The sequence below is a fragment of the Streptomyces sp. NBC_01525 genome, assembly GCF_045040405.1.
In the GTDB taxonomy this organism is placed as follows: domain Bacteria; phylum Actinomycetota; class Actinomycetes; order Streptomycetales; family Streptomycetaceae; genus Streptomyces; species Streptomyces benahoarensis.
In genome coordinates, this window is record NZ_CP109397.1 from 2688346 (window position 1) to 2712025 (window position 23680).

At 72.9% G+C, this 23680-nt stretch carries 23 protein-coding genes; 9 read left to right on the forward strand and 14 right to left on the reverse strand.

Annotated features, from left to right (window positions below; genetic code table 11):
• Nucleotides 1–109 precede the first annotated feature (109 nt).
• Nucleotides 110–325 (reverse strand): hypothetical protein, encoded by a 216-nt coding sequence (locus OG422_RS11845; protein WP_405742566.1) that lies wholly within the window; start codon nucleotides 323–325, stop codon nucleotides 110–112.
• A gap of 259 nt (nucleotides 326–584) precedes the next feature.
• Between OG422_RS11845 and OG422_RS11850 the strand changes: the two genes are divergently transcribed.
• The 3 genes from OG422_RS11850 to OG422_RS11860 all read left to right on the forward strand — a co-directional run bounded on the left by OG422_RS11850 (nucleotide 585) and on the right by OG422_RS11860 (nucleotide 2401).
• Nucleotides 585–1187 (forward strand): helix-turn-helix domain-containing protein, encoded by a 603-nt coding sequence (locus OG422_RS11850; RefSeq protein WP_405742568.1) that lies wholly within the window; start codon nucleotides 585–587, stop codon nucleotides 1185–1187.
• Nucleotides 1188–1197: 10 nt separating this feature from the next.
• On the forward strand, nucleotides 1198–1395 hold the full coding sequence (locus tag OG422_RS11855) for a DUF397 domain-containing protein (protein WP_143941413.1): 198 nt from the start codon (nucleotides 1198–1200) through the stop codon (nucleotides 1393–1395).
• Between the two features lie 166 nt (nucleotides 1396–1561).
• A complete protein-coding gene (locus OG422_RS11860) occupies nucleotides 1562–2401 on the forward strand; it encodes an alpha/beta fold hydrolase (RefSeq protein WP_405742570.1) in 840 nt (279 codons plus the stop codon).
• A gap of 37 nt (nucleotides 2402–2438) precedes the next feature.
• Here the strand turns inward: OG422_RS11860 and OG422_RS11865 are convergent, their stop codons facing one another.
• The 5 genes from OG422_RS11865 to rsmI form a co-directional block, all read right to left on the reverse strand.
• Entirely contained in the window at nucleotides 2439–3338 is a 900-nt protein-coding gene (locus tag OG422_RS11865) for a 4-(cytidine 5'-diphospho)-2-C-methyl-D-erythritol kinase (RefSeq protein WP_405742572.1), read from the reverse strand.
• Complete coding sequence (gene rsmA, locus OG422_RS11870) at nucleotides 3335–4264, reverse strand: 16S rRNA (adenine(1518)-N(6)/adenine(1519)-N(6))-dimethyltransferase RsmA (RefSeq protein WP_405742574.1); 930 nt, start codon at nucleotides 4262–4264, stop codon at nucleotides 3335–3337. Before rsmA ends, OG422_RS11865 begins: the two co-directional genes overlap by 4 nt.
• 187 nt (nucleotides 4265–4451) lie before the next feature.
• The gene (locus tag OG422_RS11875; RefSeq protein ID WP_405742576.1) at nucleotides 4452–5396 is read right to left on the reverse strand and encodes a TatD family hydrolase; all 945 of its coding nucleotides are present in this window, start codon (nucleotides 5394–5396) and stop codon (nucleotides 4452–4454) included.
• A 62-nt stretch (nucleotides 5397–5458) separates the two neighbouring features.
• The gene (locus tag OG422_RS11880) at nucleotides 5459–5908 is read right to left on the reverse strand and encodes a hypothetical protein (protein WP_185993934.1); all 450 of its coding nucleotides are present in this window, start codon (nucleotides 5906–5908) and stop codon (nucleotides 5459–5461) included.
• 242 nt (nucleotides 5909–6150) lie between these two features.
• Entirely contained in the window at nucleotides 6151–7035 is an 885-nt protein-coding gene (rsmI, locus tag OG422_RS11885) for a 16S rRNA (cytidine(1402)-2'-O)-methyltransferase (RefSeq protein ID WP_405742579.1), read from the reverse strand.
• A gap of 97 nt (nucleotides 7036–7132) precedes the next feature.
• Between rsmI and OG422_RS11890 the strand changes: the two genes are divergently transcribed.
• Entirely contained in the window at nucleotides 7133–8869 is a 1737-nt protein-coding gene (locus tag OG422_RS11890; protein WP_405742580.1) for a dolichyl-phosphate-mannose--protein mannosyltransferase, read from the forward strand.
• Between the two features lie 44 nt (nucleotides 8870–8913).
• On the opposite strand, the gene OG422_RS11895 is transcribed toward OG422_RS11890, so the two are convergent.
• On the reverse strand, nucleotides 8914–9060 hold the full coding sequence (locus OG422_RS11895) for a hypothetical protein (protein ID WP_405742582.1): 147 nt from the start codon (nucleotides 9058–9060) through the stop codon (nucleotides 8914–8916).
• A 334-nt stretch (nucleotides 9061–9394) separates the two neighbouring features.
• Between OG422_RS11895 and OG422_RS11900 the strand changes: the two genes are divergently transcribed.
• The 3 genes from OG422_RS11900 (at nucleotide 9395) to OG422_RS11910 (ending at nucleotide 12197) form a co-directional block, all read left to right on the forward strand.
• Nucleotides 9395–11041 (forward strand): penicillin-binding transpeptidase domain-containing protein, encoded by a 1647-nt coding sequence (locus OG422_RS11900; RefSeq protein WP_405742584.1) that lies wholly within the window; start codon nucleotides 9395–9397, stop codon nucleotides 11039–11041.
• A 185-nt stretch (nucleotides 11042–11226) separates the two neighbouring features.
• Entirely contained in the window at nucleotides 11227–11352 is a 126-nt protein-coding gene (locus OG422_RS11905) for a hypothetical protein (protein ID WP_405742586.1), read from the forward strand.
• On the forward strand, nucleotides 11349–12197 hold the full coding sequence (locus tag OG422_RS11910; protein WP_405742588.1) for an EamA family transporter: 849 nt from the start codon (nucleotides 11349–11351) through the stop codon (nucleotides 12195–12197). The genes OG422_RS11905 and OG422_RS11910 overlap by 4 nt, the downstream gene beginning before the upstream one ends.
• 48 nt (nucleotides 12198–12245) lie before the next feature.
• Here the strand turns inward: OG422_RS11910 and OG422_RS11915 are convergent, their stop codons facing one another.
• Nucleotides 12246–13472, reverse strand: coding sequence for a serine hydrolase domain-containing protein (locus OG422_RS11915; RefSeq protein WP_405742590.1), 1227 nt, complete (start codon nucleotides 13470–13472; stop codon nucleotides 12246–12248).
• Nucleotides 13473–13889: 417 nt separating this feature from the next.
• Here OG422_RS11915 and OG422_RS11920 point away from each other — a divergent pair, with 417 nt between their 5' ends.
• Nucleotides 13890–17231 (forward strand): S41 family peptidase, encoded by a 3342-nt coding sequence (locus OG422_RS11920; RefSeq protein ID WP_405747744.1) that lies wholly within the window; start codon nucleotides 13890–13892, stop codon nucleotides 17229–17231.
• A 206-nt stretch (nucleotides 17232–17437) separates the two neighbouring features.
• On the opposite strand, the gene OG422_RS11925 is transcribed toward OG422_RS11920, so the two are convergent.
• The 4 genes from OG422_RS11925 to OG422_RS11940 all read right to left on the reverse strand — a co-directional run bounded on the left by OG422_RS11925 (nucleotide 17438) and on the right by OG422_RS11940 (nucleotide 21244).
• Nucleotides 17438–17596 carry a hypothetical protein gene (locus OG422_RS11925; protein ID WP_405742592.1) on the reverse strand — a complete coding sequence of 53 codons (159 nt, stop codon included), beginning with the start codon at nucleotides 17594–17596 and terminating at the stop codon, nucleotides 17438–17440.
• A gap of 188 nt (nucleotides 17597–17784) precedes the next feature.
• Entirely contained in the window at nucleotides 17785–18666 is an 882-nt protein-coding gene (locus tag OG422_RS11930; RefSeq protein WP_405742594.1) for an SDR family oxidoreductase, read from the reverse strand.
• The gene (locus OG422_RS11935) at nucleotides 18663–19733 is read right to left on the reverse strand and encodes an alpha/beta fold hydrolase (RefSeq protein ID WP_405742596.1); all 1071 of its coding nucleotides are present in this window, start codon (nucleotides 19731–19733) and stop codon (nucleotides 18663–18665) included. Before OG422_RS11935 ends, OG422_RS11930 begins: the two co-directional genes overlap by 4 nt.
• On the reverse strand, nucleotides 19730–21244 hold the full coding sequence (locus tag OG422_RS11940; RefSeq protein ID WP_405742598.1) for a flavin-containing monooxygenase: 1515 nt from the start codon (nucleotides 21242–21244) through the stop codon (nucleotides 19730–19732). The genes OG422_RS11935 and OG422_RS11940 overlap by 4 nt, the downstream gene beginning before the upstream one ends.
• Before the next feature lie 208 nt (nucleotides 21245–21452).
• Here OG422_RS11940 and OG422_RS11945 point away from each other — a divergent pair, with 208 nt between their 5' ends.
• A complete protein-coding gene (locus OG422_RS11945; protein ID WP_405747746.1) occupies nucleotides 21453–22247 on the forward strand; it encodes a MerR family transcriptional regulator in 795 nt (264 codons plus the stop codon).
• Here OG422_RS11945 and OG422_RS11950 read toward each other — a convergent pair.
• On the reverse strand, nucleotides 22198–22767 hold the full coding sequence (locus tag OG422_RS11950; RefSeq protein ID WP_405742600.1) for a GNAT family N-acetyltransferase: 570 nt from the start codon (nucleotides 22765–22767) through the stop codon (nucleotides 22198–22200). The genes OG422_RS11945 and OG422_RS11950 overlap by 50 nt on opposite strands.
• Before the next feature lie 79 nt (nucleotides 22768–22846).
• Complete coding sequence (locus OG422_RS11955; RefSeq protein ID WP_143944571.1) at nucleotides 22847–23650, reverse strand: exodeoxyribonuclease III; 804 nt, start codon at nucleotides 23648–23650, stop codon at nucleotides 22847–22849.
• Between the last annotated feature and the right edge of the window lie 30 nt (nucleotides 23651–23680).

A 23680-nucleotide genomic window follows, 5' to 3' on the forward strand; every position in this document is an offset into this window, starting at 1 on the left:
CGGGCCGTTGCGGCGAGGGAGCCGGTGCTACGGATCGCACGATGGCCGCCCCGCCCCGGAAGTAACCGGCCCAGCAGCGCTCCGAGGGCCGTGCGGGCGGTCATACCGCTCAACGGGTGGCCGCCTTGCGGAGAACCTCGGTGAGCTTGTGGGCGGTAGCCGCGTTGCAGTTGCCGAGAGCGACGAGCGGGACGCCGTAACTGCCCGCGAATCCGGGCAGATCGACACCGAGCGACGGCAGCGTGATGCCGTGGTCCTTGAGCGCGGTACGCAGCTCCTTGGCGAGGTCGTGTACGTCGTCGGGGGTGAAGGGGTGGATGGGCATGCGGCTACACCTTCCTGTGCGCGGCATTCGGCGCACTGACGTGGAACGCCCTTGGATCGCCCAACGGGCGCGCAGATGACAGCGCCCCGGGAATTCCCGTGTACTGCGCGGCATCGTCAGGACCATAGCGTCAGAATTACGCCGGAAAAAGTGGCATATATACCCCGTGGCAAGGTTGCCTTCAGGGATAACCGGGTCAGGTCGACAAGGACCGTGACACCGTTACACGCGACACTGCGCACAAACTGGAGAAGGTGGCATGCCGCCGAGGAACGTCCCAACGGCCCGGCAAGCTCGTCTCGGAGGCGAGCTGCGCAAATTGCGTGAGCGCGCGGGCAAAACCGCCCGAGAGGCGGCGGGAATGATGTCGACCGACCAGGCCAAGATCAGTCACATCGAAGCTGGCCGCGTCGGAGTCAGTGAGGAAAAACTGCCCGACGACGAGTTGAAGGCCCGGGTCGAGCATCGCATGAAGCGGCGGGACATCTTGGAACGAGATGCATCGCCGAAATTCGAGGCCATCATTCATGAAGCGGCACTGCACATGCGTATCGGCGGACGAAAGGTTGCGCGCAGGCAGCTCGAACATCTCTTGTCCGTGTCCGAGCACCCCGGCTTGACCCTCCGGGTCATCCCGTTCACAAGCGATGTCTTCATCGATGTGACGCAGACAGTGCTGTACGCGAGTGGGGTCGTCTCACAGCTCGATACCGTCCACGTCGACTCCCCGATCGGCGGAAAACTTCTTGATGCAGCCGCTGGCCTCGGCCGTTACCGCGTACTGCTCGACCGTGCCGAGCAAGCTGCACTCACGCCCGAAGAGTCACGAAGTTTTATCCACCACGTCACAAAAGAACTGTGAGAGTCAGAGAATGAACAGCGAAACCAAGTGGCAGAAGTCAAGCTTCTCCGGGGAAGGTGAGCAGTGCCTCGAAACCGCCATAGCCGACGGTGAAATCCTCCTGCGCGAAAGTGACGACCCCACCGTCATCGTCAAAACCACCCCGGAAAAACTCGCCGCCTTCATCCTCGGCGTGAAGAACGGCGAGTTCGACCATTTCGTCAGCTGAAGCGTGTCCCATCGACCGATGACTCGTTGTTCTGGGGCGAGCCATCGGGCTCGCCCCATTCTGCTTTCCGGCACGATGCCAGGGCCTGGCGTTGCGGAGCTGTACACGCGTGCGTCGGGCCGACGGTGCTCGGTCGGCAGGGGCTCCAGCTGCCAGAGAGGGTGTCATGAGCGATGAGCGCGATCAGTTCGCGGAGCTGACGACGGTGAGGATGTGCTTCCGCGACGAGGGGGATCCGAAGGGGGAGCCGCTGCTGCTGATCATGGGACTCAGCTCGCAGCTGATCCATTGGCCGCAGGAGGTCGTCGACGCGCTCGGCGAGCGCGGCTACCGGGTGATTCGTCCCGACAACCGCGACAGCGGTCTGACGGAATGGAAGGAGGCACCGAGACAGTACTTCCTGAGAGCGCTCGCGCGTGACACGGTCGAGCTGCTCGACCATCTCGGCATCGAGCAGGCGCACGTCGTCGGCGCCTCGATGGGCGGGATGATTGCCCAGCTGCTCGCGATCGAGCACGCGCCGCGCGTGCGCAGCCTGTGCTCGATGATGAGCACGCCGCACTTCAGCATCGGCATGGGCGACGGGGAGGTGCTGCAGGAGCTGGCCAAACCGCTGCCGCCGGAGCGTGCGGAGGCGATCACGCAGATCGCCGACCTGTACACGCTCATCGGCTCGAAGACCTGCGCGGACAATGAGCACGAACGCCGCCTCGCGCTGGCGACGGAGGCATACGACCGCGCACAACACCCCGACGGCGGAGCGCGCCAGGTGACCGCGGCCTTGATCGCGCCCGGCCGCAGGCGCCGACTCCAGAAGCTGAGGATCCCGGCGCTGGTGATCCACGGAGCCGAGGATCCGCTGATCAAAATCGCCGGCGGCGAGGCTACCCACGCCGCGCTCGCCGACTCGGCCTACCTGCCGCTCGACGCGATGGGCCACGACCTGCCCGAGCCGCTCCTCGACCAGGTCACCGCGGCCATCGCCGAGAACGCCGCGCGCGCCTGAGCAGCCGTAGCGCCTCCGCCCGTGCGGGCGGAGGCGCCTAGCGGACCGTCGCCCCCGGCGCCGGCGAGACCGCCGTGCGTACCGCGCGGCAGGTGCCCGACGCGGACAGGGCCGCCGCCACCCGCTCCGCCGCCTCCGGGTCCTTGGCCAGGAACGCCGTCGTCGGGCCCGAACCGGAGACCAGGGCGGCCAGCGCGCCCGCCTCCCTGCCGGCGTCGAGCGTCGCGGCGAGAGCGGGGCGCAGGGACAGCGCGGCGGTCTGGAGGTCGTTGGCGAGCGCCCCGGCGAGTGCGGTGGCGTCGCCGTCGGCCAGCGCGGCAAGCACCGCGGGCGACGCGGCCGGCTCCGGTACGTCCGTGCCTGCCGTGAGGCGGTCGAACTCGCCGTAGACCGCCGGGGTGGACAGGCCGCCGTCGGCGACCGCGAAGACCCAGTGGAAGGCGCCGCCGACCGGCAGCGGCGTCAGCACCTCACCGCGGCCGGTGCCCAGAGCCGCGCCGCCGACCAGGCTGAACGGGACATCGCTGCCCAGCTCCGCGCAGATCTCCAGGAGTTCGCCCCGGGAGGCGCCGGTCCCCCACAGGGCGTCGCAGGCCAGCAGCGCACCGGCGGCATCCGCGCTGCCGCCCGCCATACCGCCCGCGACGGGGATGTCCTTCTTCAGGTGCAGATGGACATCGGGGGTGCGGCCGTGCCGCGCCGCGAGGAGGGTGGCGGCGCGGGCGGCGAGGTTGGTGGCGTCGAGCGGGATGTTGTCCACGCCCTCGCCCTCGGCGGTGATCCGCAGCCCGTCGGCCGGGGCGGCGGTGACCTCGTCGTACAGGCCGACGGCGAGGAAGACGTTGGCCAGGTCATGGAAGCCGTCCGGACGGGCGGCGCCGACCGCCAGCTGAACGTTGACCTTCGCCGGAACCCGTACCGTCACCGCCACGCTCACCGCGCACCCCCCTGCTCGTCGTGCTGGTCCTGCTGCTCGTCCTGCTTGCCCGGCAGTCCCGGCTTGTGTTCCGCGATGCGGGCGAACTCCTCGACGGTCAGCGCCTCGCCGCGCGCCTTCGGGGAGATCCCGGCGGCGGTCAGCGCCTCCTCTGCGGCGGCGGCCGAACCGGCCCAGCCCGCCAGCGCCGCCCGTAGCGTCTTACGGCGCTGGGCGAACGCGGCGTCGACGACCGCGAAGACCTCGGCGCGGCTCGCGGTGGTCTCCGGCGGCTGCCGCCGCACCAGCGACACCAGGCCGGAGTCGACGTTCGGCGCGGGCCAGAAGACGTTCCGGCCGATCGACCCGGCGCGCTTGACCTCGGCGTACCAGTTGGCCTTGACGGACGGCACGCCGTAGACCTTGTTGCCGGGGCGGGCGGCGAGCCGGTCGGCGACCTCGGCCTGGACCATGACCAGCGTGCGGTCGATGGTCGGGAACGTCGCCAGCATGTGCAGCAGCACCGGCACGGCGACGTTGTACGGCAGGTTGGCGACCAGCGCGGTGGGTGCGGCCCCCGGCAGCTCGGTGACCTGCATCGCGTCCTGGTGGACCAGCGCGAAGTGGTCGGCGCGGCCGGGCATCCTGGCCGCGACGGTGGCGGGCAGCGCGGCGGCCAGCACCTCGTCGATCTCCACGGCGGTGACCCGGTCGGCGGCCTCCAGCAGCCCCAGGGTCAGCGACCCGAGACCGGGACCGACCTCGACGACGACGTCGTCGGGCCGCACCTCCGCGGTCCGCACGATCCGCCGGACGGTGTTGGCGTCGATGACGAAGTTCTGGCCGCGCTGCTTGGTGGGGCGTACGCCCAGCGCGGCGGCCAGCTCGCGGATGTCGGCGGGGCCCAGCAGGGGGCCGGACTCGCCGCCGGTGGTGCTCTCACTCATGCCGAAGCCTCGCCGCGCGCCGCCGTGACCGTCCACGGGGCGCGCCTTTCCGTTGTTCGCTCACTGCGCTGGTTCACCGGTGCAGCTTACGGCCTTGCCCGCGATGGCCAGTGGGAGAAGAAGCGGCGTCCGGGGCCTTCGCGGGCAAGGCCGTACGGGCCGGGCGGGGCCCGGACCGCCCGCGCGGTCAGTACCCGAAGGCCCGTGCCGTGTTCGCGGCGACGGCGGTGGCGAGGGCGTCCTCGGTGACGCCCTTGACCTCGGCCATCGCCCGCAGCGTGACGGGGATGAGATAGGGCGCGTTGGGGCGGCCACGGAACGGCGCGGGGGTGAGGAACGGCGCATCGGTCTCGACGAGCAGCAGCTCGGCGGGGGCCACCGCGAGCGCGTCGCGCAGCGGCTTGGCGTTCTTGAACGTGACGTTCCCGGCGAAGGAGAGGAAGTACCCGGCCGCCGCGCACTCCTCGGCCATCGCGGCGTCGCCGGAGAAGCAGTGGAAGACGGTGCGGTCCGGGGCGCCCTCCTCGCGCAGGATCCGCAGCACGTCGGCGTGGGCCTCCCGGTCGTGGATGACCAGCGCCTTGCCGTGCCGCTTGGCGATCTCGATGTGCGCGCGGAACGCACGCTCCTGGGCGGCCATGCCCTCGGCGCCGGTACGGAAGTAATCGAGACCGGTCTCGCCGACGCCCCGGACGTGCGGGAGGGCGGCCAGCTCATCGATGGCGGCGAGCGCCTCGTCCAGGGCCGCGTCGCCACCGGGCTCGCGGGCCCCTTGCCGGGACCATCCGTCGGGATCGCCGAGGACGATCCGCGGCGCCTCGTTGGGGTGCAGGGCGACGGCCGCGTGCACCGCCTCGTACGCGGCGGCGGTCTCCGCCGCCCACCGCGATCCGGCGACGTCGCAGCCCACCTGCACGACGGTGGTGACGCCGACGGACGCCGCCTTGGCGAGGGCGTCCTCGACGCTGCCCTGCTGCATGTCGAGGTGGGTGTGGGAGTCGGCGACCGGCACCCGTAGCGGCTCGGGCAGCGGCGGCGGGGCGTCCTTCGCCGCCTTCACCGCCTTCGACGAGTCGCCGCTCGCGGCGGCGGTGGGCTGGGCGGTCTCGGAGCCGGTGTCGTGCGGGGCCATGGCCGCGATCCTACGAGGACGGCGGCCACGGCCTCACCCAGGGCCGGGCCCGGGCGCCCGCGTCAGCGGCGGTGGTGCTGGAAGGGGTGGAGCAGGTCGGAGAGGTGCCAGTGGTGGCCGTGCGGCGTCTCGGCTGCGGAGCTGCCCGGATTCTCCGGCCGACCGGCGGGCTTCTTCGCCGCGGGTCGCTTCGTCGTACCGCCGGTGCGCTGGTGCAGGCTCTCGATCGCATGGGACACCTTCGAGACCTCGCCCGCGCGCATGATCCGCACCACGGTGGAGCCGCAGCTGAGGCAGCCCGGACTGGTCAGCGGGGACGGCACCCGCTCGCCGTCCGCGAAGTAGACGACGTGCGTGACGCCCTTGACGTCCACGTGGTGCCGTATCTCGTACGCCTGCTCCCAGCCGTGACCGCACCTCATGCAGGCGAACGCGTACGCCTCGTGGACGGGGGCGTCGGTGGTGGGGTGGGTGTCGGGGTAGGTGGTGCGGATGTCCGCGATCTCACTCATGTGCCGCTCCTCTTGTCCGTAGGACAAGTTCTCCGGGGAACCGTGCGTCCCGGTCACCAGTGGACTCCTGTCCCGGGCGAGGTGCGGCGGATGTTCTTACCTGTTGGCCCAGATTTGGCCGACTCCAGGCCAAAGTCCCGGCCGTCCGGATGCTCCCTTTACCCTTCGAGGCGGACCGTTTACCTTCCGGCAGCGGCTTTCGGACACCGGACGCGGCCGGGCCCGGGGTCAGGCACCGGCGGTCAGGCGCCGGCGCCCTTCCCGTCGGCCTTCCCCGCGCCCTTCTCGGCGGTCTTCGCCGCCACCACCGCGTCGAACACCTCCCGCTTCGGCAGCCCCGCATCGGCGGCGACCGCGGCGATGGCCTCCTTGCGGCGCTCCCCGGCCTCCTCCCGGACCCGCACCCGGCGCACCAGCTCCTCGGGCCCCAGCTCCTGCGGCCCGGCCTCGGGAGCGCCCTCGACCACGAGGGTGATCTCCCCGCGCACGCCCTCGGCCGCCCACGCCGCCAGCTCGCCGAGCCCGCCGCGCTTGACCTCCTCGTACGTCTTGGTCAGCTCCCGGCAGACGGCGGCGCGACGGTCGGCGCCGAACACCTCGGCCATCGCGGCGAGGGTGTCGTCGAGGCGGTGCGGGGCCTCGAAGTAGACGAGGGTGCGGCGCTCGTCCGCGACCTCCCGCAGCTTGGTGAGGCGTTCGCCCTGCTTCCGGGGGAGGAAGCCCTCGAAGCAGAAACGGTCGACGGGCAGCCCGGACACCGCGAGCGCGGTCAGCACGGCGCTCGGCCCGGGGACCGCGGTGACCTTCACGCCCCGCTCGACGGCGGCAGCGACGAGGCGGTAGCCGGGGTCGGAGACCGACGGCATCCCGGCGTCGGTGACCAGCAGCACCCGGGCGCCCCCGGCCAGCGCGTCGGCCAGCTCCGGCGTCCGGGCCGCTTCGTTGCCCTCGAAGTACGACACGATCCGGCCACGGGGCGTCACGTCGAGCCCCTGGGTGAGGCGGCGCAGCCGCCGGGTGTCCTCGGCGGCGATCACATCGGCGGCGGCCAGCTCGGTGGCGAGGCGCGGCGGGGCGTCCGCGATGTCGCCGATGGGCGTCCCTGCAAGTACCAGCGTTCCAGTCACGCCCCCATCCTCCCAGCCGGCGGGGGCCGCCCGGTCCGTGACGCCCTCGTCACCCGCCCTGCGGCGTACCCCGCCGTCCACAGACCGCTTCCCTACGATGGGCCGGGTGACCAGTGACACCGCGACCGACGCCGTAGCCCGCAGCGCCGACCAGCCCGACCGGCGGCCGCCCGCGTGGCAGTGCAGGCTGCGCCGCTTCGGCTACGCGGGCGGCCCCCGGCCCGACGTCCGCACGCGGCTGGTGCCTCCCTTCCCGAAGCCCGGCACCCGGCTGTGGGAACTGTGCGGCGCGAACCCGCTGCTCGCGGCGCGGCTGGCCCGCGCCTCGGGATGGGCCGGTCCGCTGCTGGTGACGCTGCTCGCCGGGGTGCTGCGGTTCTGGAATCTCGGCAGCCCGGACAAGGTGATATTCGACGAGACGTACTACCCCAAGGACGCCTGGTCGCTGCTGCAGTTCGGCTACGAGGGCACCTGGGACAAGCACGCCAACGACGCGCTCGTCGGCCATCCCGCGCGGATCCTGCTGCACTCCGACCCGTCGTACGTGGTGCATCCCCCGATGGGGAAGTGGCTGATCGCCGTCGGTGAGTGGGCGTTCGGGATGAATCCGTTCGGCTGGCGGTTCATGGTGGCGCTGCTCGGCACGCTGTCGGTGCTGCTGGTCTGCCGGATCGGGCGGCGGCTGCTGCGGTCGACGGCGCTGGGCTGCCTGGCGGGCGCGCTGCTCGCCGTGGACGGGCTGCACTTCGTGATGAGCCGAACCGCGCTGCTGGACCTCATCGTGATGTTCTGGGTGCTCGCCGCGTTCGGCGCGCTGCTGCTGGACCGGGACCACGCGCGAGCCCGGCTGGCGGCGGCGCTGCCCGTCGACGCGGAGGGGCAGGCGCATCCGGACGGCACGGTCGGCGACCGGTTTCGGCTGGGCTGGCGGCCCTGGCGGATCACGGCCGGGGTCTGCCTGGGCCTGGCGTCGGCGACGAAGTGGAACGGCCTGTACTTCCTGGCCGCGTTCGCGCTGATGTCGGTGGTGTGGGATATCGGCGCGCGGCGCACGGCCGGGGCGCGGCGCCCGGTGCGGTCGGTGCTGCGGCGCGATGTGGTGCCCGCGTTCGGCGCGACGGTCGTGGTGGCGGTGGCGACGTATCTGGCGTCGTGGTCGGGGTGGTTCGCCACCAAGGGCGGCTACTACCGCGAGTGGGCGACGACCCCCGAGGGCCGCACCGGCGCCTGGACCTGGCTACCGGACTGGCTGCGCAGCCTCTGGCACTACCAGACCGAGGTCTACGCCTTCCACACCGGCCTGACCACCCCGCACACCTACCAGTCGAACCCATGGAGCTGGCTGGTCCTGGGCCGCCCGGTCTCGTACTTCTACGAGGACCCGAAGGCCGGACACGACGGCTGCACCGCGGCGGAGGGCTGCGCCCGCGAGGTGCTGGCGATCGGCACCCCGCTGCTGTGGTGGGCGGCGTGCTTCGCGCTCGCCTACGTCCTCTACCGCTGGGCGTTCAAGCGCGACTGGCGCGCGGGCGCCGTCGTCTGCGGTGTGGCCGCCGGGTATCTGCCGTGGTTCCTCTACCAGGAACGGACGATCTTCCTCTTCTACGCCGTGGTGTTCGTGCCGTTCCTCTGCCTGGCCCTGGCGATGATGATCGGCGCGATCATCGGCCCACCGGGCTCGTCGGAACGCCGCCGCACCCTCGGCGCGGTCGGCGCGGGCGTCCTCGTCCTGCTCATCGTGTGGAATTTCGTGTACTTCTACCCGATCTACACCGGGCTGCCGATTCCGAAGTCGGACTGGCATCGGCGGATGTGGTTCGACACGTGGGTGTGAGGCGGGGCGGGCCACGCTTCTGAGGGCGGCGCCCGGGGTCCGGGTCAGGTGTCCCCACCCGCGCGTCCCAGCAGCGTCGTCAGCACCTCCGCGGCATGCGTCCACAGCAGCGCCCCGCCCGTGTCGTGGACGAGGTGGCGGCGGGCGCCGGGGATGGCGTCCATCCTCGGCAGGGGCGGGGTGGGGCGCATCGGGTTTTCCGGCGGGCGGGCGGGCCGGGCGGCAGCCCTCGGCGCCGGGCGGGCGGCCACGTCACCGGTCTGGGCACCCCCGCGTCCGCGCTGTTCGCGGGCCCCGGACGGCGGTGAGCGGACGCCCCGCGGCGGAGGATCTCCCGCGCCGCGGGGCACCCGTGCGGGCGGCCCGGCCGGTTCCCCTACAGCAGGGAACGCGCCCCGCACCGGACCGTTCATCCGACCGTGCCCCGATCGAGACGGACCGGCACTCTCCGGGTTTCCGCCGTCCCATAGAGTGCGCATCAGGCCCCGGCCACGCGGGGTGAGGCACTGGGAGGGGAACGGTCGCATGCGCCGTGAGGTGAAGTACGGACTGATCGGCGGATCCGCGGTGCTGGTCGCCGGGGTGGTCGGCGGGTTCGCGCTGTTCGGCGGCGGTTCGGACGACTCGTCCGCGCAGGGGGTGACGGCCGCCGACGCCAAGAACGGCGGCGCCGGGGCGAAGGCCGGACCGGCGTCCGCGCAGGAGATCGCCACCACCTCCCGGGACTTCCTGGCCGCCTGGCAGTCCGCCGACGCCGCGAAGGCGGCGGGCCTGACCGACGACCCGGCCGCCGCGAAGACCGCGCTCGGCTCCTTCGCCAAGCAGGCGCACTTCAGCCACGTCACCGTCAAGCCCGGCGCCCCCAACGGCGACAAGGTGCCCTACACCGTCACCGCGCAGCTCTCCTACCAGGGCCATCAGGCGCCGTACTCCTACACCTCCGCGCTCCACGTCCGGCGCGACGCCGCCACCGGCGAGCCCCGGGTCAACTGGAACCTCGCCGTGCTCCACCCCGCCCTCACCAACGGCGACACCCTGCGCACCGGGCCCTCCGGAACGGCCCCGATCAACGCCGTGGACCGCAACGGCAAGCCGTTGACCGCCGAGGACCACCCGGAGCTGGCGGGGGTGCTGGAGGGCCTGCGCGACAAGTTCGGCGGCAAGGCGGGCGGTACGCCCGGGATAGAGCTGGCCGTCCACCACGCCGCGGACGGCAAGAACACCAAGCCCGACACCCCGCTGAAGGTCCTCACCAAGGGCAGCCCGGGCACCCTGAAGACGACCCTGGACGCCACGCTCCAGGCCATCGCGCAGAAGCAGGTCGACGCCCGGAAGAACGCCTCCGCCGTCGCCATCAAGCCCAGCACCGGCGAGATCCTCGCGCTGGCGCACTCCCCCGCGAAGGGCTTCAACGTGGCCACCGGAGGCTCCCTCGCCCCCGGCTCCACGATGAAGATCGTCACCGCCGCGTTGCTGATGGACAAGGGCCTGACCTCGCCGGGCAAGCAGCACCCGTGCCCGAAGTACACGACGGTCGCCGGCTGGAAGTTCCACAACGACCAGATGAGCGAGATCCCGCACGGCACCTTCGCGCAGAGCTTCGCCGCGTCCTGCAACAACGCCTTCATCGGCGAGGCGAAGAACCTCAACAACGACGACCTGACGGTGGAGGCGCGGGACGTCTTCGGCATCGGCCTCAACTGGCAGACCGGCGTCCCGACCTTCGACGGCATCGTGCCGGTGCAGGACGGCGCGCAGATGGGCGCGTCCCTGATCGGCCAGGGCGGGGTGCGGATGAACCCGCTGAACGTCGCCTCGCTCGCCGCGACCGCGCAGTCCGGCGTCTTCCGCCAGCCCTACCTCGTCTCCCCCGACGTCGACCACCGGAAGCTGGCCACCGCGGCGCGCCGGATGAAGCCGGGCACCGCCGCCGGGCTGAAGTCGCTGATGCGCACCACCGCGGTGGCCGGTACGGCGGTCAAGCCGATGGCCGGGCTCAGCGGCGACATCGGCGCGAAGACCGGCTCCGCCGAGGTCGACAACCAGAAGAAGCCGAACGCCTGGTTCACCGCGTACCGCAACGACATGGCCGCCGCGGCGCTCGTCCCGGCCAGCGGCCACGGCGGCGACAACGCGGGCCCGGTGGTCCGCGCCCTGCTCTCCGAGGGCTGACCATCCCGCGTACCGGTACACCGCCCCGCCCCGCCCTCCAGCGGTGCGGGGCGGTTCCGCGACACCCGGAAGATGAACTGCGACGACCGGGAGAAGACCGTCCGGCATCCACCATGCGATCTGCCGGTGAGAGACCGCTCACCTTTTCGTCGCGTGGCCCGTTCAGCCCTGGCTAGCGTGCGGGTATGAGCGTCTTCCCGCCCAACCTCCCCGTCCCGGCGGCCGATCGGGCGCGCGCCTGCCGGGCCGCCCTCATCCGCCGGCGCCGCGCCACCGCCCCCGCGGCGAGCCCCGCCGAGCCCACCGCATGACGCCCCTCGTCGTCGTGGCCGTGCTCATCGCCGCGGTCACCCACGCCAGTTGGAACGCCATCGCCCACGGCATCCGCGACCAGCTTCTCGCCTTCACCCTGGTCGGCGGCGGCGGTGCCGTCTGCGGCCTCGTCCTCGCCCCGTTCACCCCGCTCCCCACGGCCGCCGCCTGGCCGTATCTCCTCGGCTCCGCCGTTTTGCACATCGTCTACCAGGTGCTGCTGATGCAGTCGTTCCGGCTGGGCGAGTTCGGGCAGATGTATCCGATCGCCCGCGGCACCGCGCCGCTGGTCGTCACCGTCCTCGCGGCGGTCTTCGTCGGTGAGGTGCCCGGCCCCTGGGCGCTCGCCGGGGTCGCGCTGGCCTCGGCCGGACTGCTCGGTGTCGCCCTGTGGGGGCTGCGCGGTTCGGGGGCGCGCCCGCAGTGGCCGGCGCTCCTCGCGGCCCTCGCCACGGGCCTGTCCATCGCCTCGTACACCACCGTCGACGGGCTCGGCGTCCGGGCGTCGGGCACCTCGCTCGGCTACATCGCCTGGCTGATGCTGCTGGAGGGCATCGCCATCCCCGTCTACGCGCTGGCGGTCCGCCGCCGTCAACTCCTCGTCCAGCTGAAGCCGTTCGCGCTGCGCGGGGCACTCGGCGGAGTGCTGTCGGTGTTCGCGTACGGGCTGGTGCTGTGGGCGCAGACGCAGGCGCCGCTGGCGCCGATCGCGGCGCTGCGCGAATCGTCGATCATCGTCGGCGCGGCCATCGGCGCGCTGTTCTTCAAGGAACGCTTCGGTGCGCCGCGGATCGCGGCCGCCGGGCTGATGGTGGTCGGCATCGGGCTGATGCTGCACAGCTGACCACCGGGAAAGCGGGGGCTCCGGCGCGGCCGGGGCCCCTTCGTCCGTTCAGCAGGTGGGTGCGGAGGCGGCCAGGGCGCGGACGAGGGCCTGGGCGCGGGGGTCGGCGGTGACGTTGCGCTGCATGCCGTTGGTGACGTACCCGAAGGACAGGCCGGACTCGGGGTCGGCGAAGGCGAGGGCGCCGCCGCGCCCGGGGTGGCCGAACGAGCCGGGCGCCAGCAGCGGGGACGCGCCGCTGTGCAGCATGAAGCCCAGGCCGAAGCGGGTGCCCACGACGAGGGTGCGGTCCGGGCCCGCGGACTCCTCCGTGCGGGCCAGGGTCAGCGTGGCGGGCGCGAAGAGGCGCGGGTGGCCGCCGGTGCCGTCGGCGTCGACCGGGCCGATGAGCGCGGCGTAACAGCGGGCCAGCGAGCGGGCGGTGGCGATACCCGCGGAGGCGGGCAGCTGGGCGGCGCGGTAGGCCGGGGCGTTCTCGTCGGGCGCCGGGGTGATGGCGGCGAAGGCGCGGCTGGTGAGGGACGCCGGGTCGCGGTAGGCGTCGGCGACCGACCGCTTGGGGCGCACCCGCAGGCCGCCCGCGGGGTCCGGCTCGGGCGCCGTGACGTCGGCGAGGCGTCCGGCGCGGGCCTGCTGACCGGGCGGCAGACCGAGCCAGAGGTCGAGGCCGAGGGGGCCGGCGATCTCGTCGGCGATCCAGGCGCCGATGGTGCGGCCGGTGACCCGCAGGACGAGTTCCGCCAGCAGCCAGCTGTAGGTCTGGGCGTGGTAGCCGTGGTCGGTGCCGGGCGTCCAGACGGGCGCCTGCGCGGCGAGGGCGGCGGGTCCGCTGACGCCGTCGACGGCCTGCTCGGGGGTGAGCGGGGTGTCGAGGACGGGCAGTCCGGCGCGGTGCGACAGCAGGTGGCGGACGAGGACGCGGTCCTTGCCCGCGGCCTTGAACTCCGGCCAGTACGTACCGACCGGCGCGTCCAGATCGAGGAGTCCGCGCTGGTGGAGCAGGAGCGGGACGACGGCGGCGACGCCCTTGGTGGCGGAGCGGACAACCTGGGCGGTGCCCTCCTGCCAGGGCGCGTCGGGGCGGCCGTCGGCGGCGGGGCCGAGGTCGTCGCCGCCGTCGCCGTGTTTCGTACCGGCCCAGAGGTCGACGACCTTGCGGCCGTCGCGGTAGACGGCGACGGCGGCGCCGCGCTCGCCGCGGTGGGTGAAGTTGGCCGTGAAAGCGTCCCGGACCGGCTCGAAGCCGTCCTCGACCCTGCCCTGGACGTCCACCACGTGTTTCCCGCTTCCCACTGTTCCGTCGCTTTGGTGACCCTTCCATGGTGCCTCGCGCGAAGCGGTGCTCATGACCGGGGCCGGTTCGGCGTGGGGTTCGTCACAGCGGGGCCGGATGCGCGTCGGCGGGCCCCGCGGCCACCGGGTACGGGCCGAACCGGCGGGGCCGTACCGGACGGTGGGTATGCCTCAGCTCGTCATCGCGGCGCGGGCCCCGGGCGCCGCCCGCGAACCGGCCGACGGGCCGCCTGCCTTGGGCGGAGTCGCCCCGATGGCCCCTGCGGCCCGCCGTACGCACCTGCCGAGTTGCCGCCCGGCCGAGGCGGCGGAACGATGAGACGGGTGAGCGACGCACGCGAGGCCGTCGGGCCGCACCCGGAGCCGGATCCCGCCGCACCACCCGGAAGGCTGCGCCGGATGCCGGTGCCGCCGGGCCCGCCACCCGCGTCCTACCTGCGGTATCCGCATCTCCACGGCGATCTGATCTGCTTCACCGCCGAGGATGACCTGTGGGTCGCGCCCCTCGTACCGGAGGGCGTGGAGCCGGAGCGCGCCTGGCGGCTGACCGTCGACCGCACCCGGGTGGGCCATCCCCGCTTCTCCCCCGACGGCCGCCACCTCGCGTTCACCACCTGGCGCTCCCTCGACCCGGAGGTGCACCTCGTACCGGTCGAGGGCGGGCCCGCGCGGCGGCTGACGTACTGGGGCAGCACGGATGCCCGGGTCTGCGGCTGGACGCCGCCGGACAAGGACGGCGTCTCCCACATCCTCGCGGTCACCTCGCACGGCCAGCCGTTCTCGTACTACTCGTGGGCGTACCGCCTCCCCGTGGAGGGCGGGCCCGGCGCGCGGCTGCCCTGGGGGCCGGTCTCCGACATCGCCGTCGCCGACCTGGGCGGGGAGCGGCGCACCCTGCTGCTCGGCGGGAAGCCGCCGCACGAACCTGCCTCGTGGAAGCGGTACCGGGGCGGCGCCATGGGCCGGATGTGGCTGCACGGCACCCGGCTGCTGCCGAAGCTGCACGGCCATCTGGACTCGGTGATGTTCGTCGGCGGCCGGATCGCGTTCCTCTCCGACCACGAGGGCGTCGGCAACGTCTACTCCTGCCTGCCGGACGGCACCGATCTGCGCCGCCACACCGATCACGACGGCTTCTACGCCCGGCACGCCTCGACCGACGGCTCCCGCATCGTCTACCAGTGCGCCGGTGACCTCTGGCTGGTCGACGACCTCGCGCCCGCCGCCCGGCCGCGGAGGCTGGCGGTCCGGGTGGGCGGGCCGCGCACCGGGCGCCGCACGTACCAGGTGCCGACCGCCTCGAACGTCACCTCGCTGGCGGTGGACGCCACCGGCCGGGCCAGCGCGATCGGGGTGCGCGGCAGCCTGTACTGGCTCACCCACCGCGACGGCCCGGCCCGCGCCCTGCACGACGTACCCGGCATCCGGGTGCGGCTCCCGGAGATGCTGGGCGACACCGACCGCATCGCGTACGTCACCGACGCGGAGGGCGAGGACGCCGTCGAGATCGCCGGGCTGCCGCGGGCCAGCGGGGTGGGCGAGCCGCGGCGGCTGGCGGCCGGGCGGCTGGGCCGGGTCCAGGAGGCGGTGGCGTCGCCGGACGGCACCCGCCTCGCGGTGGCCGCCCACGACGGCCGCCTGCTGCTGGTGGACGTGCGGCGGCCCGAGGACCGCGCCGAGGAGGAACCGCCCGGGACGGAAGGGGACGACGAACCCGGTGAGCACCAACTCCCCGACGACGTCGCCGAGTTGATCCGTTCCGCCAACGGCCCGGTGCGCGATCTCGCGTTCTCGCCGGACTCACGGTGGCTCACCTGGTCGCATCCGGGGATCGGCCGGTCGCTGCGGCAGATCAAGATGGCCCGGCTCGCCGACCGGATGATCGTGGACGTCACCAACGGCCGGTTCGAGGACGAGCAGCCGGTCTTCACCCGCGACGGCCGCTATCTGGCGTTCCTGTCCTGGCGCGGCTTCGACCCGGTCTACGACGTGCACACCGGCGACCTGTCGTTCCCGCTGGGCTGCCGCCCGCACCTCGTCCCGCTGTCGTCCGCGACGCCGTCGCCGTTCGCGCTGTCGCCGGAGGGCCGCCCGGCCGCGGGCGGGCTCGACCCGGCCGAGAACCCGCCGGTGGCCGAGGGCCCGGTGCTGGTGGAGGTGGAGGGGCTGCCCGAGCGGGTCACGCCGTTCCCCGTCGCCGCGTCGAAGTACTCCTCGCTGCGACCGGTCGCCGGGGGCGGGCTGGTGTGGCTGCGCTGGCCGATCTCCGGGGCGCTCGGCGAGACGTTCGCCAACCCGGACAACACCTCGGGCCAGCCCACCCTCGAACACTTCGACCTGGTCAAGGCGCGGCGCACCGAACTGACCTCCGCGCTCGACCGGTTCGCGCTCAGCGGCGACGGCACCCGGCTCGTCGTCAACGACGAGGGCGACCTACGGGCGGTCCCCGCCACCGAACAGGCCGACAGCGACTCGACGGTCCATATGGACCTGCGGCGCATCCTCCACGAGGTGCATCCGGAGGCCGAGTGGCGGCAGGCGTACGAGGAGGCGGGACGGATCGTCCGGGCGTACTTCTGGGACCCGGGGATGTCCGGCATCGACTGGGACGCGGTGCTCGCGCAGTACCGTCCGCTGCTCGACCGCGTCGCCTCCCCCGACGAGTTCGCCGATCTGCTGCGGGAGGTCCTGGGCGAGCTGGGCACCTCGCACGCGTACGTCGCCGGGGCGCGGCGCAACGAGGGCCCGCCGCACTACCAGCGGGCGATGGGCCTGCTGGGCGCCAACTTCGTGCCGCGCGGCGGGCGTTGGGTGCTCAAGCGGATCCTGCCGGGCGAGTCGTCGGACTCCAAGGCCCGCTCCCCGCTGGCCGGTACCGGCATCCGCGAGGGCGCGGCGCTGACGCATGTCGACGGCCGCCGGGTCGACCCGGTCGCCGGGCCCTCGCCGCTGCTGTCGGCGGCGGGCGGTACGACGGTGGAGCTGACGTTCGCCCCGGCGGAGGGGTCCGGGCCGCCGCGCCGGGTGGCGGTGGTGCCGCTGGTCGACGAGCGGCCGCTGCGCTACCAGGACTGGGTGCAGCGGCGCCGGGCGGTGGTCCGGGAGCTGAGCGACGGCCGGTGCGGCTATCTGCACATCCCAGACATGGGCGGCTCGGGCTGGGCGCAGTTCAACCGCGATCTGCGGATGGAGGTGTCGCGCCCGGCACTGATCGTCGACGTCCGCGGCAACGCCGGGGGCAACATCTCCGAGCTGGTCATCGAGAAGCTGACCCGCACCATCATGGGGTGGGACCTGACGCGCGACGCGCAGCCAGTGTCGTACACACAGAACGCACCGCGCGGGCCGGTCGTCGCGGTCGCCGACGAGATGACCTCGTCCGACGGCGACATGATCACCGCGGCGTTCAAGCTCCAGGGCATCGGCCCGGTGGTGGGCATGCGCACCTGGGGCGGGGTGGTCGGGATGACCGGGCAGCACCGGCTGGGCGACGGTACGGCGATCACGGTGCCGATGAACGCGGCGTGGTTCAAGGTGTACGGCTGGGGCGTGGAGAACCACGGCGTCGAGGTCGACATCGAGGCGCTGCGCTCCCCGCTGGACTGGGCCGAGAACCGCCACCCGCAGCTCGGCGTCGCCGTCCGCACCGCCCTGGAACTCCTCGACCGCCACCCGGCCGCCACCCCGCCCGACCTCTCCGACGTCCCGGACCTGCGCCGCCCGGAGCTGCCGCCGCGCTGAGCGGTACGGACGCTGAGCGGTACGGGCTGAGCGCGCTGGAGCGGGCCGGTACGAGGGCCCGGCCCCGGGACGGCCGTACGCGGAGCCGTTGGCGACACCTCTCCGTGCTACTCGCCGCGGCCCGGCCCCGGGACGGCCGTACGCGGAAGGCGCACCCGGTGTGTGGTCCGGGTGCGCCTTTCCGTATACGGGGCGGGTCGCCGGGGTCAGTACCCGGTGTGCTCCGTCTGCTCGGTGCCGCACTCGGGCTCGCCCGGCCCGTCGGCGGTCCCCGCGCCGCGCCGGGCCGCCTCCGCGTCGGCCTCCGCACGCGCCCGCTGTGCCAGCTGTTCGGCCTTGGCCTGGAACTGCTCCCTGAGCCCCATGCGGTTCACTCCCGTCGGATGTCGGGTGCCGGACGCGACCAGCCTCGCACGCACCCCCGCCACCCGCATTTCGATCAATTGCTGATCAACGGGGCGGCGGGGGCGGCGCGTTGCCTGCCGGGCCGGGGCCGCGCGGACCGCTTCGGGCGGGGCGGTGCCCGACTTGGAAGCCCGTCATACGCCGTCCGTCACCGCTCCGCGCGCACCTTCTCGTCGGCCTCGCCCCCGGCGCCGACCAGCCCGATGCGCATCCCGTCGAGCCGGTCCCCGAACCGCCGCATCTCCCGCTGCCCGACCGTGCCGATGAGCGCGGGCAGATACCCACGGACCGACTGCATCCCGCGCAGCCACCACTGGCCGTAGACGTGCGCGGAGCGCCGCTCGACGCCGTCCGCGATCCGGTCGACGGCGGGCCCCGGCGGATACGTCTTGTTCGACGGCCACGGCAGCCGGGACCGCAGCTCCCGCATGATGTCGTCCCGGTCGGCGCCGCGCACCATGTCGGTGTCGGTCCAGCTCAGATAGCCAACGCCGACCCGTACGCCCTTGTGGCCGACCTCGCCGCGCAGGCTGTGCGCGAACGCCTCGACGCCCGATTTGGAGGCGCAGTACGCCGTCATCATCGGCGCCGGGGTGAGCGCGGCGAGCGAGGCGATCTGGAGGAAGTAGCCGCGCGACTCGGTCAGGACGGGCAGGAAGGCGCGGGCGGTGACCGCGCCGCCGATGAGGTTGACCTCGATGACCCGCCGCCACGCGTCCGGATCGGAGTCGGCGAACGGACCGCCGGTCGCCACCCCGGCGTTGGCGACGACCGCATCGACCTTCCCGAACCGTTCCTTCACCTCGGCGGCGACCCGCGCCATCGCGGTGTGGTCGGTGACATCGGCGTACCAGTGGTGGGCCGGGCCGCGCAGCGAGACCGCGACCTCGCGGAGCGCGTCCGGCTCCAGACCGACCAGCGCGAGGGTGGCGCCGCGCGCCGACAGCTTGCGGGCCAGCAGCTCCCCCACCCCGCGCGCCGCCCCGGTCACCACCACGACGTGGCCCTGAAGTCCCTTGCGCCCGCTCATGCCGCCTCCCCCTTCGTCTTCCCGTCCGTGTTCCCGTCCGTCTTCCTGTCCGTGTTCCCGTCCGTGTTCCCGTCCGTGTTCCCGTCCGTGTTCCCGCCCTTGCGCCGCGCGGCGGTGTCGGCTTTCTTTCCGGATGGCTTCCTGACGGATTCCTCGGGTTCCGCCGCCAGATGCTCGGCCACCAGCGCGCGCAGCCGGGTCACCACCGCGCCCGGGTTCTCCAGCGGCGTCATATGGCCCAGGCCCGGCAGCTCCGTCACCCGGCGGCAGTCGGGCAGCACGGACGCCAGCCGCTGCGCATGCACCACCGGGGTGAGCCGGTCCGCGGTGCCGACGAGGACCTCCGCCGGTAATTCCAACCGCGCGGCCCCACCGGTGAGTTCGAGTCCGTACAGCACCCGCCCCCAGTGGCCGCGGACCCCGGTCGGGCAGGCGTGGACGATACGGGCGCACGCCTCGACCTGTTCGGGGGACGAACCGGCGCCCATCGTGGCGTACTTCAGCGCCGCCTTCGTCACGGGGCTGACCGGGCCGAGCGGCACGCGCGAGCCGAGCATCAGCCGGTGCGCCCGGCGGCGGCCCTGCGGTGTGCGCAGCGGGATGACCCGCGATTCGGCGGGCAGATCGGCGGCGCCGGTACTGGCCAGCAGGACGGCGGCGGCCCGTTCGCGCAGGGCGGGGCGGTCGGCCGCGGCCATGATCGTCATGCCGCCCATGGAGTGGCCGCCGACGACGGCGCGTTCGCCCGGCGCCAGCGTCGCCTCCAGGACCGCGGTCAGATCGTCGGCGAGGGCGTTGGCGCTGTAGCCGCCGGGCCCGGGGGCCGGGCTGCGGCCGTGGCCGCGCTGGTCGTAGACGATGACGCGGTGGTCGACGGCGAGGTCGCGGACGACTGGCGCCCAGAAGGCGGTGGAGCAGGTCCAGCCGTGGGCGAGGACGACGGCCGGGGCGCCCTCGGGCCCGTGGATCTCTGCGTACAGCCGGGCGCCGCCGGAGGTGACGTGCAGCGCCCGCCGGGGCGGCGGCGGGGCGTACGGTCCGCTGGTGACGTGTCCGGGGCGCTTCATACAGCGGCCTCCTCGGCGAGGGCGGGAGGGCGGCGGCCGGACGGCGGGCGCAGCAGGGCGTACTCGGCCAGGTCGACCTGCCGGGTCTCGCGCCGGAACTCGGCGGTGGTGCCGGGCCAGGCGGTGGTGTTGCGGCCGTTGGCGTCGAGGTACCAGCTGTCACAGCCGCCGGTCGTCCATACGGTGCGCGCCATCCGCCGCTGCATGTGGTCGCTCCAGGCGGCCACCGCCTCGGGGCGGGCGTCGAGCGCGATCCGGCCGCCGAGGACGTCGAGGTGGTGCAGGTAGTCGGCCAGATAGTTCAGCTGGGACTCGATCATGAGGACCAACGAGCTGTTGCCCAGGCCGGTGTTGGGGCCGATGAGGGTGAGGAAGTTGGGGAACCCATCGGCGCTGGTGCCGCGCAGCGACTCCATGCCGTCCTTCCAGCGTTCGGCGAGGGTGACGCCGTCGGCGCCGGTGATGCGTTCGGCGATGGGCATGTCGGTGACGTGGAAGCCGGTGCCGAAGACGATCGCATCGGCCTCGGTGCGGCTGCCGTCGGAGCCGATGAGGGTGGAGCCGCTGACCTCCCGCAGCCCGGCGGCGATCACGTCGACATTCGGCCTGGTGAGCGCCGGGTAGTAGCTGTTGGACAGCAGGATGCGTTTGCAGCCGATGCGGTAGTCGGGCGTGAGCTTGGCACGCAGTGCGGGGTCCTTGACCGCCCGCCGCATGTGCGCCCGGCCGACCGTCTCGACCAGCCCGAGTGCGTTCGGCCACTTGGTGAAGGCGCTGACCTGGAGTTCCCGGATGCCCCAGAGAATCCCGCGGCGCGCGGCGCGGGTGGCGGGCACCTTGGCGTGCAGCCAACGCTCCAGGCCGGTGATCTTGCGGTCGGCGCGCGGCAGCACCCAGGCGGGGGTGCGCTGGAAGAGGCTGAGGCGGCCGACCTCGGGCTGGATGGCCGGGACGATCTGGAGGGCGGAGGCGCCGGTGCCGATCACGGCGACGCGCTTGCCGCGCAGGTCGTAGTCGTGGTCCCAGCGGGCGGAGTGGAACACCTTGCCGGGGAAGGTCGCAAGGCCCGGGATGTCGGGGATCTTCGGGTCGGAGAGCGGCCCGGTCGCCGAGACGAGGACGTCGGCGGTGAGCGATCCGCTCGCCGTCCGGATCTCCCAGCGCAGCGCGTCACGGTCCCACCGCGCGTGCTCCACCTCGGCGTGGAACCGCAGATGGGGGCGGATCCCGAAGGTGTCCGCGACATGCTCCAGATAGGCGCGGATATGGGGCTGCCCGGAGAAGTTCCGCGGCCACCGGGGGTTGGGCGCGAAGGAGAACGAGTAGAGGTGCGAGGGCACATCGCACGCGCACCCCGGATAGCTGTTGTCCCGCCAGGTGCCGCCCACCGCCCCGGCGCGCTCCAGGACCACGAAGTCGGTGATCCCCTCACGGCGCAGCCGTATGGCCGCCCCCAGACCACCGAACCCCGATCCGATCACCGCCACCCGCACGTGTTCCCGCTCGGACATGCCACCGCCTCCCCAGGTCACCGACCCTACCCATCGCGCCAGCAATCACTGGCACGGTTGGAGCGTAGGGCAGCTGCGTACCGAGCGGTAGGGGGCGCACGCAGGGAAGTTACCGCTGGCTGCACCCCGGGCTGCTGTCCGCGCCTAGGGTGACCGGGTGGCCGCGAACGAGAACCCGAACGACCAGCATAAACAGCGCGAGTTCCGGATGGCAGAGCTGGCCGCCGAAGCCGGTATCACCGTCCGGACGCTGCGCTTCTACCGCGAACGCAAACTGATCCCGCCGCCGCGCCGCGAGGGCCGTATCGCCTGGTACAACGAGCACCACCTCGCCCGGCTCCGCTCCATCTCCGCCCTCCTGGAGCGCGGCCACACCCTCGGCGGCATCACCGAACTCCTCGCCGCCTTCGAGAGCGGCCGCGACGTCGGCGAACTCCTGGGCCTGGACGCGACGTTCGTGACCCCCTGGTCGGACGAGACCCCGGTCCGCCTCACCCCCGAGGAACTGGCCGACCACTACAGCGGCGACGTCACCGCCGAAAACCTCGCCGCCTCCCTCGACATCGGCTATCTCGCGGTGGACGGCGACGAGTTCGTCCACACCAGCCGCCGCCTCCTGGACGCCTCCACCACCCTCGTCGCCCGGGGCATCCCCCTGGCCGCCGTCCTGGAGGCGGGCCGCGCCGTCCGCACCCACGCCGACGCCGTCGCCGCCATCGCGAGCACCCTGATCCGCACCCACCTCGTCGGCCCGCCCACGGGCACACCCCCCACCCCCCAGGACATCGACCACCTCACCCGCACCATCGAAGAACTCCACCCCGTCTTCCAGGCCGTCATCGACGCGGAAATCACCATGGCCATGGACCGCCGCGTGCGTACGGAGCTGGACTGCTGGTTGCGGCGGGAGACGGGGGAAGGGGACGAGGAACGGGCGGGGGACGAAGGGGGGCCTAGGCCGTTTCCTTCGGATCATCCGATCGCCGGTGAGCGCACGACGTGACCGACGACCACGCTCCGAGCCACTGCGCGGCGCCGTAAGCCTCGAACCGCTCCACCTCGGTGAACCCCAGCTTTGCCGCGAGGCGCATCGAGCGCTCGTTGGCGGTCTGGGTGGCGAGTACCACTGGTTCGCCGGGAAGCGCGTCGGCGAACCAGTCGAGTGCCGCGGCGCACGCCTCGGCGGCGTACCCGTATCCCCATGCCTCCGGCAGGAACAGGTAGCCGAGCTCGGCCTTCCCGGCGGCCTGACGAAGATGCCCCGTGTTTCTGGTGAGCATGATCTGGCCGATCATCGCTCCGTCGAGATCGATCACGAAGAGGCCGAGCCGCCGTTCGGGTATCTCGGGCACCGCGCGCTCGACCTCATCACGCGGTCGAGGGCCGCCGAGGTAGGTATGCACCTCCGGCGAGGCGAGCAGTTCGATGAACGCCGCACGGTCCCGGGCCTCGGGCGCGCGGAGCACGAGCCGCTCGGTTCCGATCGGGGCGGGTGGCCAGGCAACGGGTCCGAGTTCAGCCATGGCGGGCAACCTATCGCACGCCCGTGAGCGTGATCCGAAAGAGCCCGAAAGAGAACGCCTGACCCGGCCCCGCCGCCCCTCAGCCCTCGTACGCCACCGTCACCGGTGCGTGATCGCTCCACCGGGTGTCATAACTCTCCGCGCGCTCCACGAACGCCTTGGTCGCGCGGCTGGCCAGGCCGGAGGTGGCCATGTGGTAGTCGATGCGCCAGCCCGCGTCGTTGTCGAAGGCACGGCCGCGGTAGGACCACCAGGAGTACGGACCGTCGGTGTCCGGGTGCAGGGCGCGAACGACGTCGACGTAGCCGCCGGAGGTCCCGGACAGCACCTCGGTCAGCCAGGCGCGCTCCTCGGGGAGGAAACCGGACTTCTTCTGGTTGGCCTTCCAGTTTTTCAGGTCGGCTTCCTGATGGGCGATGTTCCAGTCGCCGCAGACCAGCACCTCACGGCCATCGGCCGCCGCGCGGGCGCGCAGACCGGTCAGGTAGGGCAGGAATTCCTTCAGGAAGCGTTCCTTTTCGTCCTGGCGCTCGGTGCCGACCTCGCCGGACGGGAGGTAGAGCGAGGCCACCGTCACACCGGGCAGATCGGCCTCCACGTAGCGACCGCTGGCGTCGAACTCCGTCGAGCCGAAGCCCACCCGTACGGCGTCCGGCTCCCGCCGCGTGTAGAGCGACACACCCGCGCGCCCCTTCGCCTCGGCGGGGGCGTGCACGACGTGCCAGCCCTCGGGCTCGCGGACCTCCGCGGGGAGCTGGGCGGTCTCCGCGCGAACCTCCTGGAGACAGAGCACGTCCGCGGCGGTTTCGGCCAGCCACGGCACGAAGCCCTTCTTGGCAGCGGCGCGCAGGCCGTTCACGTTCACGGTGGTCACGGTGAGCAAGGCGGGCTCCTCAGGTTCACAAGCGGCGGC

Bases quoted from the DNA above. Each gene is read 5' to 3' on its own strand.
- OG422_RS11845 (WP_405742566.1), bottom strand. From the start codon at position 325: ATGCCCATCCACCCCTTCACCCCCGACGACGTACACGACCTCGCCAAG.
- OG422_RS11850 (WP_405742568.1), top strand. From the start codon at position 585: ATGCCGCCGAGGAACGTCCCAACGGCCCGGCAAGCTCGTCTCGGAGGC.
- OG422_RS11855 (WP_143941413.1), top strand. From the start codon at position 1,198: ATGAACAGCGAAACCAAGTGGCAGAAGTCAAGCTTCTCCGGGGAAGGT.
- OG422_RS11860 (WP_405742570.1), top strand. From the start codon at position 1,562: ATGAGCGATGAGCGCGATCAGTTCGCGGAGCTGACGACGGTGAGGATG.
- rsmA (WP_405742574.1), bottom strand. From the start codon at position 4,264: ATGAGTGAGAGCACCACCGGCGGCGAGTCCGGCCCCCTGCTGGGCCCC.
- OG422_RS11875 (WP_405742576.1), bottom strand. From the start codon at position 5,396: ATGGCCCCGCACGACACCGGCTCCGAGACCGCCCAGCCCACCGCCGCC.
- OG422_RS11880 (WP_185993934.1), bottom strand. From the start codon at position 5,908: ATGAGTGAGATCGCGGACATCCGCACCACCTACCCCGACACCCACCCC.
- OG422_RS11890 (WP_405742580.1), top strand. From the start codon at position 7,133: ATGGGCCGGGTGACCAGTGACACCGCGACCGACGCCGTAGCCCGCAGC.
- OG422_RS11895 (WP_405742582.1), bottom strand. From the start codon at position 9,060: ATGCGCCCCACCCCGCCCCTGCCGAGGATGGACGCCATCCCCGGCGCC.
- OG422_RS11900 (WP_405742584.1), top strand. From the start codon at position 9,395: ATGCGCCGTGAGGTGAAGTACGGACTGATCGGCGGATCCGCGGTGCTG.
- OG422_RS11905 (WP_405742586.1), top strand. From the start codon at position 11,227: ATGAGCGTCTTCCCGCCCAACCTCCCCGTCCCGGCGGCCGATCGGGCG.
- OG422_RS11910 (WP_405742588.1), top strand. From the start codon at position 11,349: ATGACGCCCCTCGTCGTCGTGGCCGTGCTCATCGCCGCGGTCACCCAC.
- OG422_RS11920 (WP_405747744.1), top strand. From the start codon at position 13,890: ATGCCGGTGCCGCCGGGCCCGCCACCCGCGTCCTACCTGCGGTATCCG.
- OG422_RS11925 (WP_405742592.1), bottom strand. From the start codon at position 17,596: ATGGGGCTCAGGGAGCAGTTCCAGGCCAAGGCCGAACAGCTGGCACAG.
- OG422_RS11930 (WP_405742594.1), bottom strand. From the start codon at position 18,666: ATGAGCGGGCGCAAGGGACTTCAGGGCCACGTCGTGGTGGTGACCGGG.
- OG422_RS11935 (WP_405742596.1), bottom strand. From the start codon at position 19,733: ATGAAGCGCCCCGGACACGTCACCAGCGGACCGTACGCCCCGCCGCCG.
- OG422_RS11940 (WP_405742598.1), bottom strand. From the start codon at position 21,244: ATGTCCGAGCGGGAACACGTGCGGGTGGCGGTGATCGGATCGGGGTTC.
- OG422_RS11945 (WP_405747746.1), top strand. From the start codon at position 21,453: ATGGCAGAGCTGGCCGCCGAAGCCGGTATCACCGTCCGGACGCTGCGC.
- OG422_RS11950 (WP_405742600.1), bottom strand. From the start codon at position 22,767: ATGGCTGAACTCGGACCCGTTGCCTGGCCACCCGCCCCGATCGGAACC.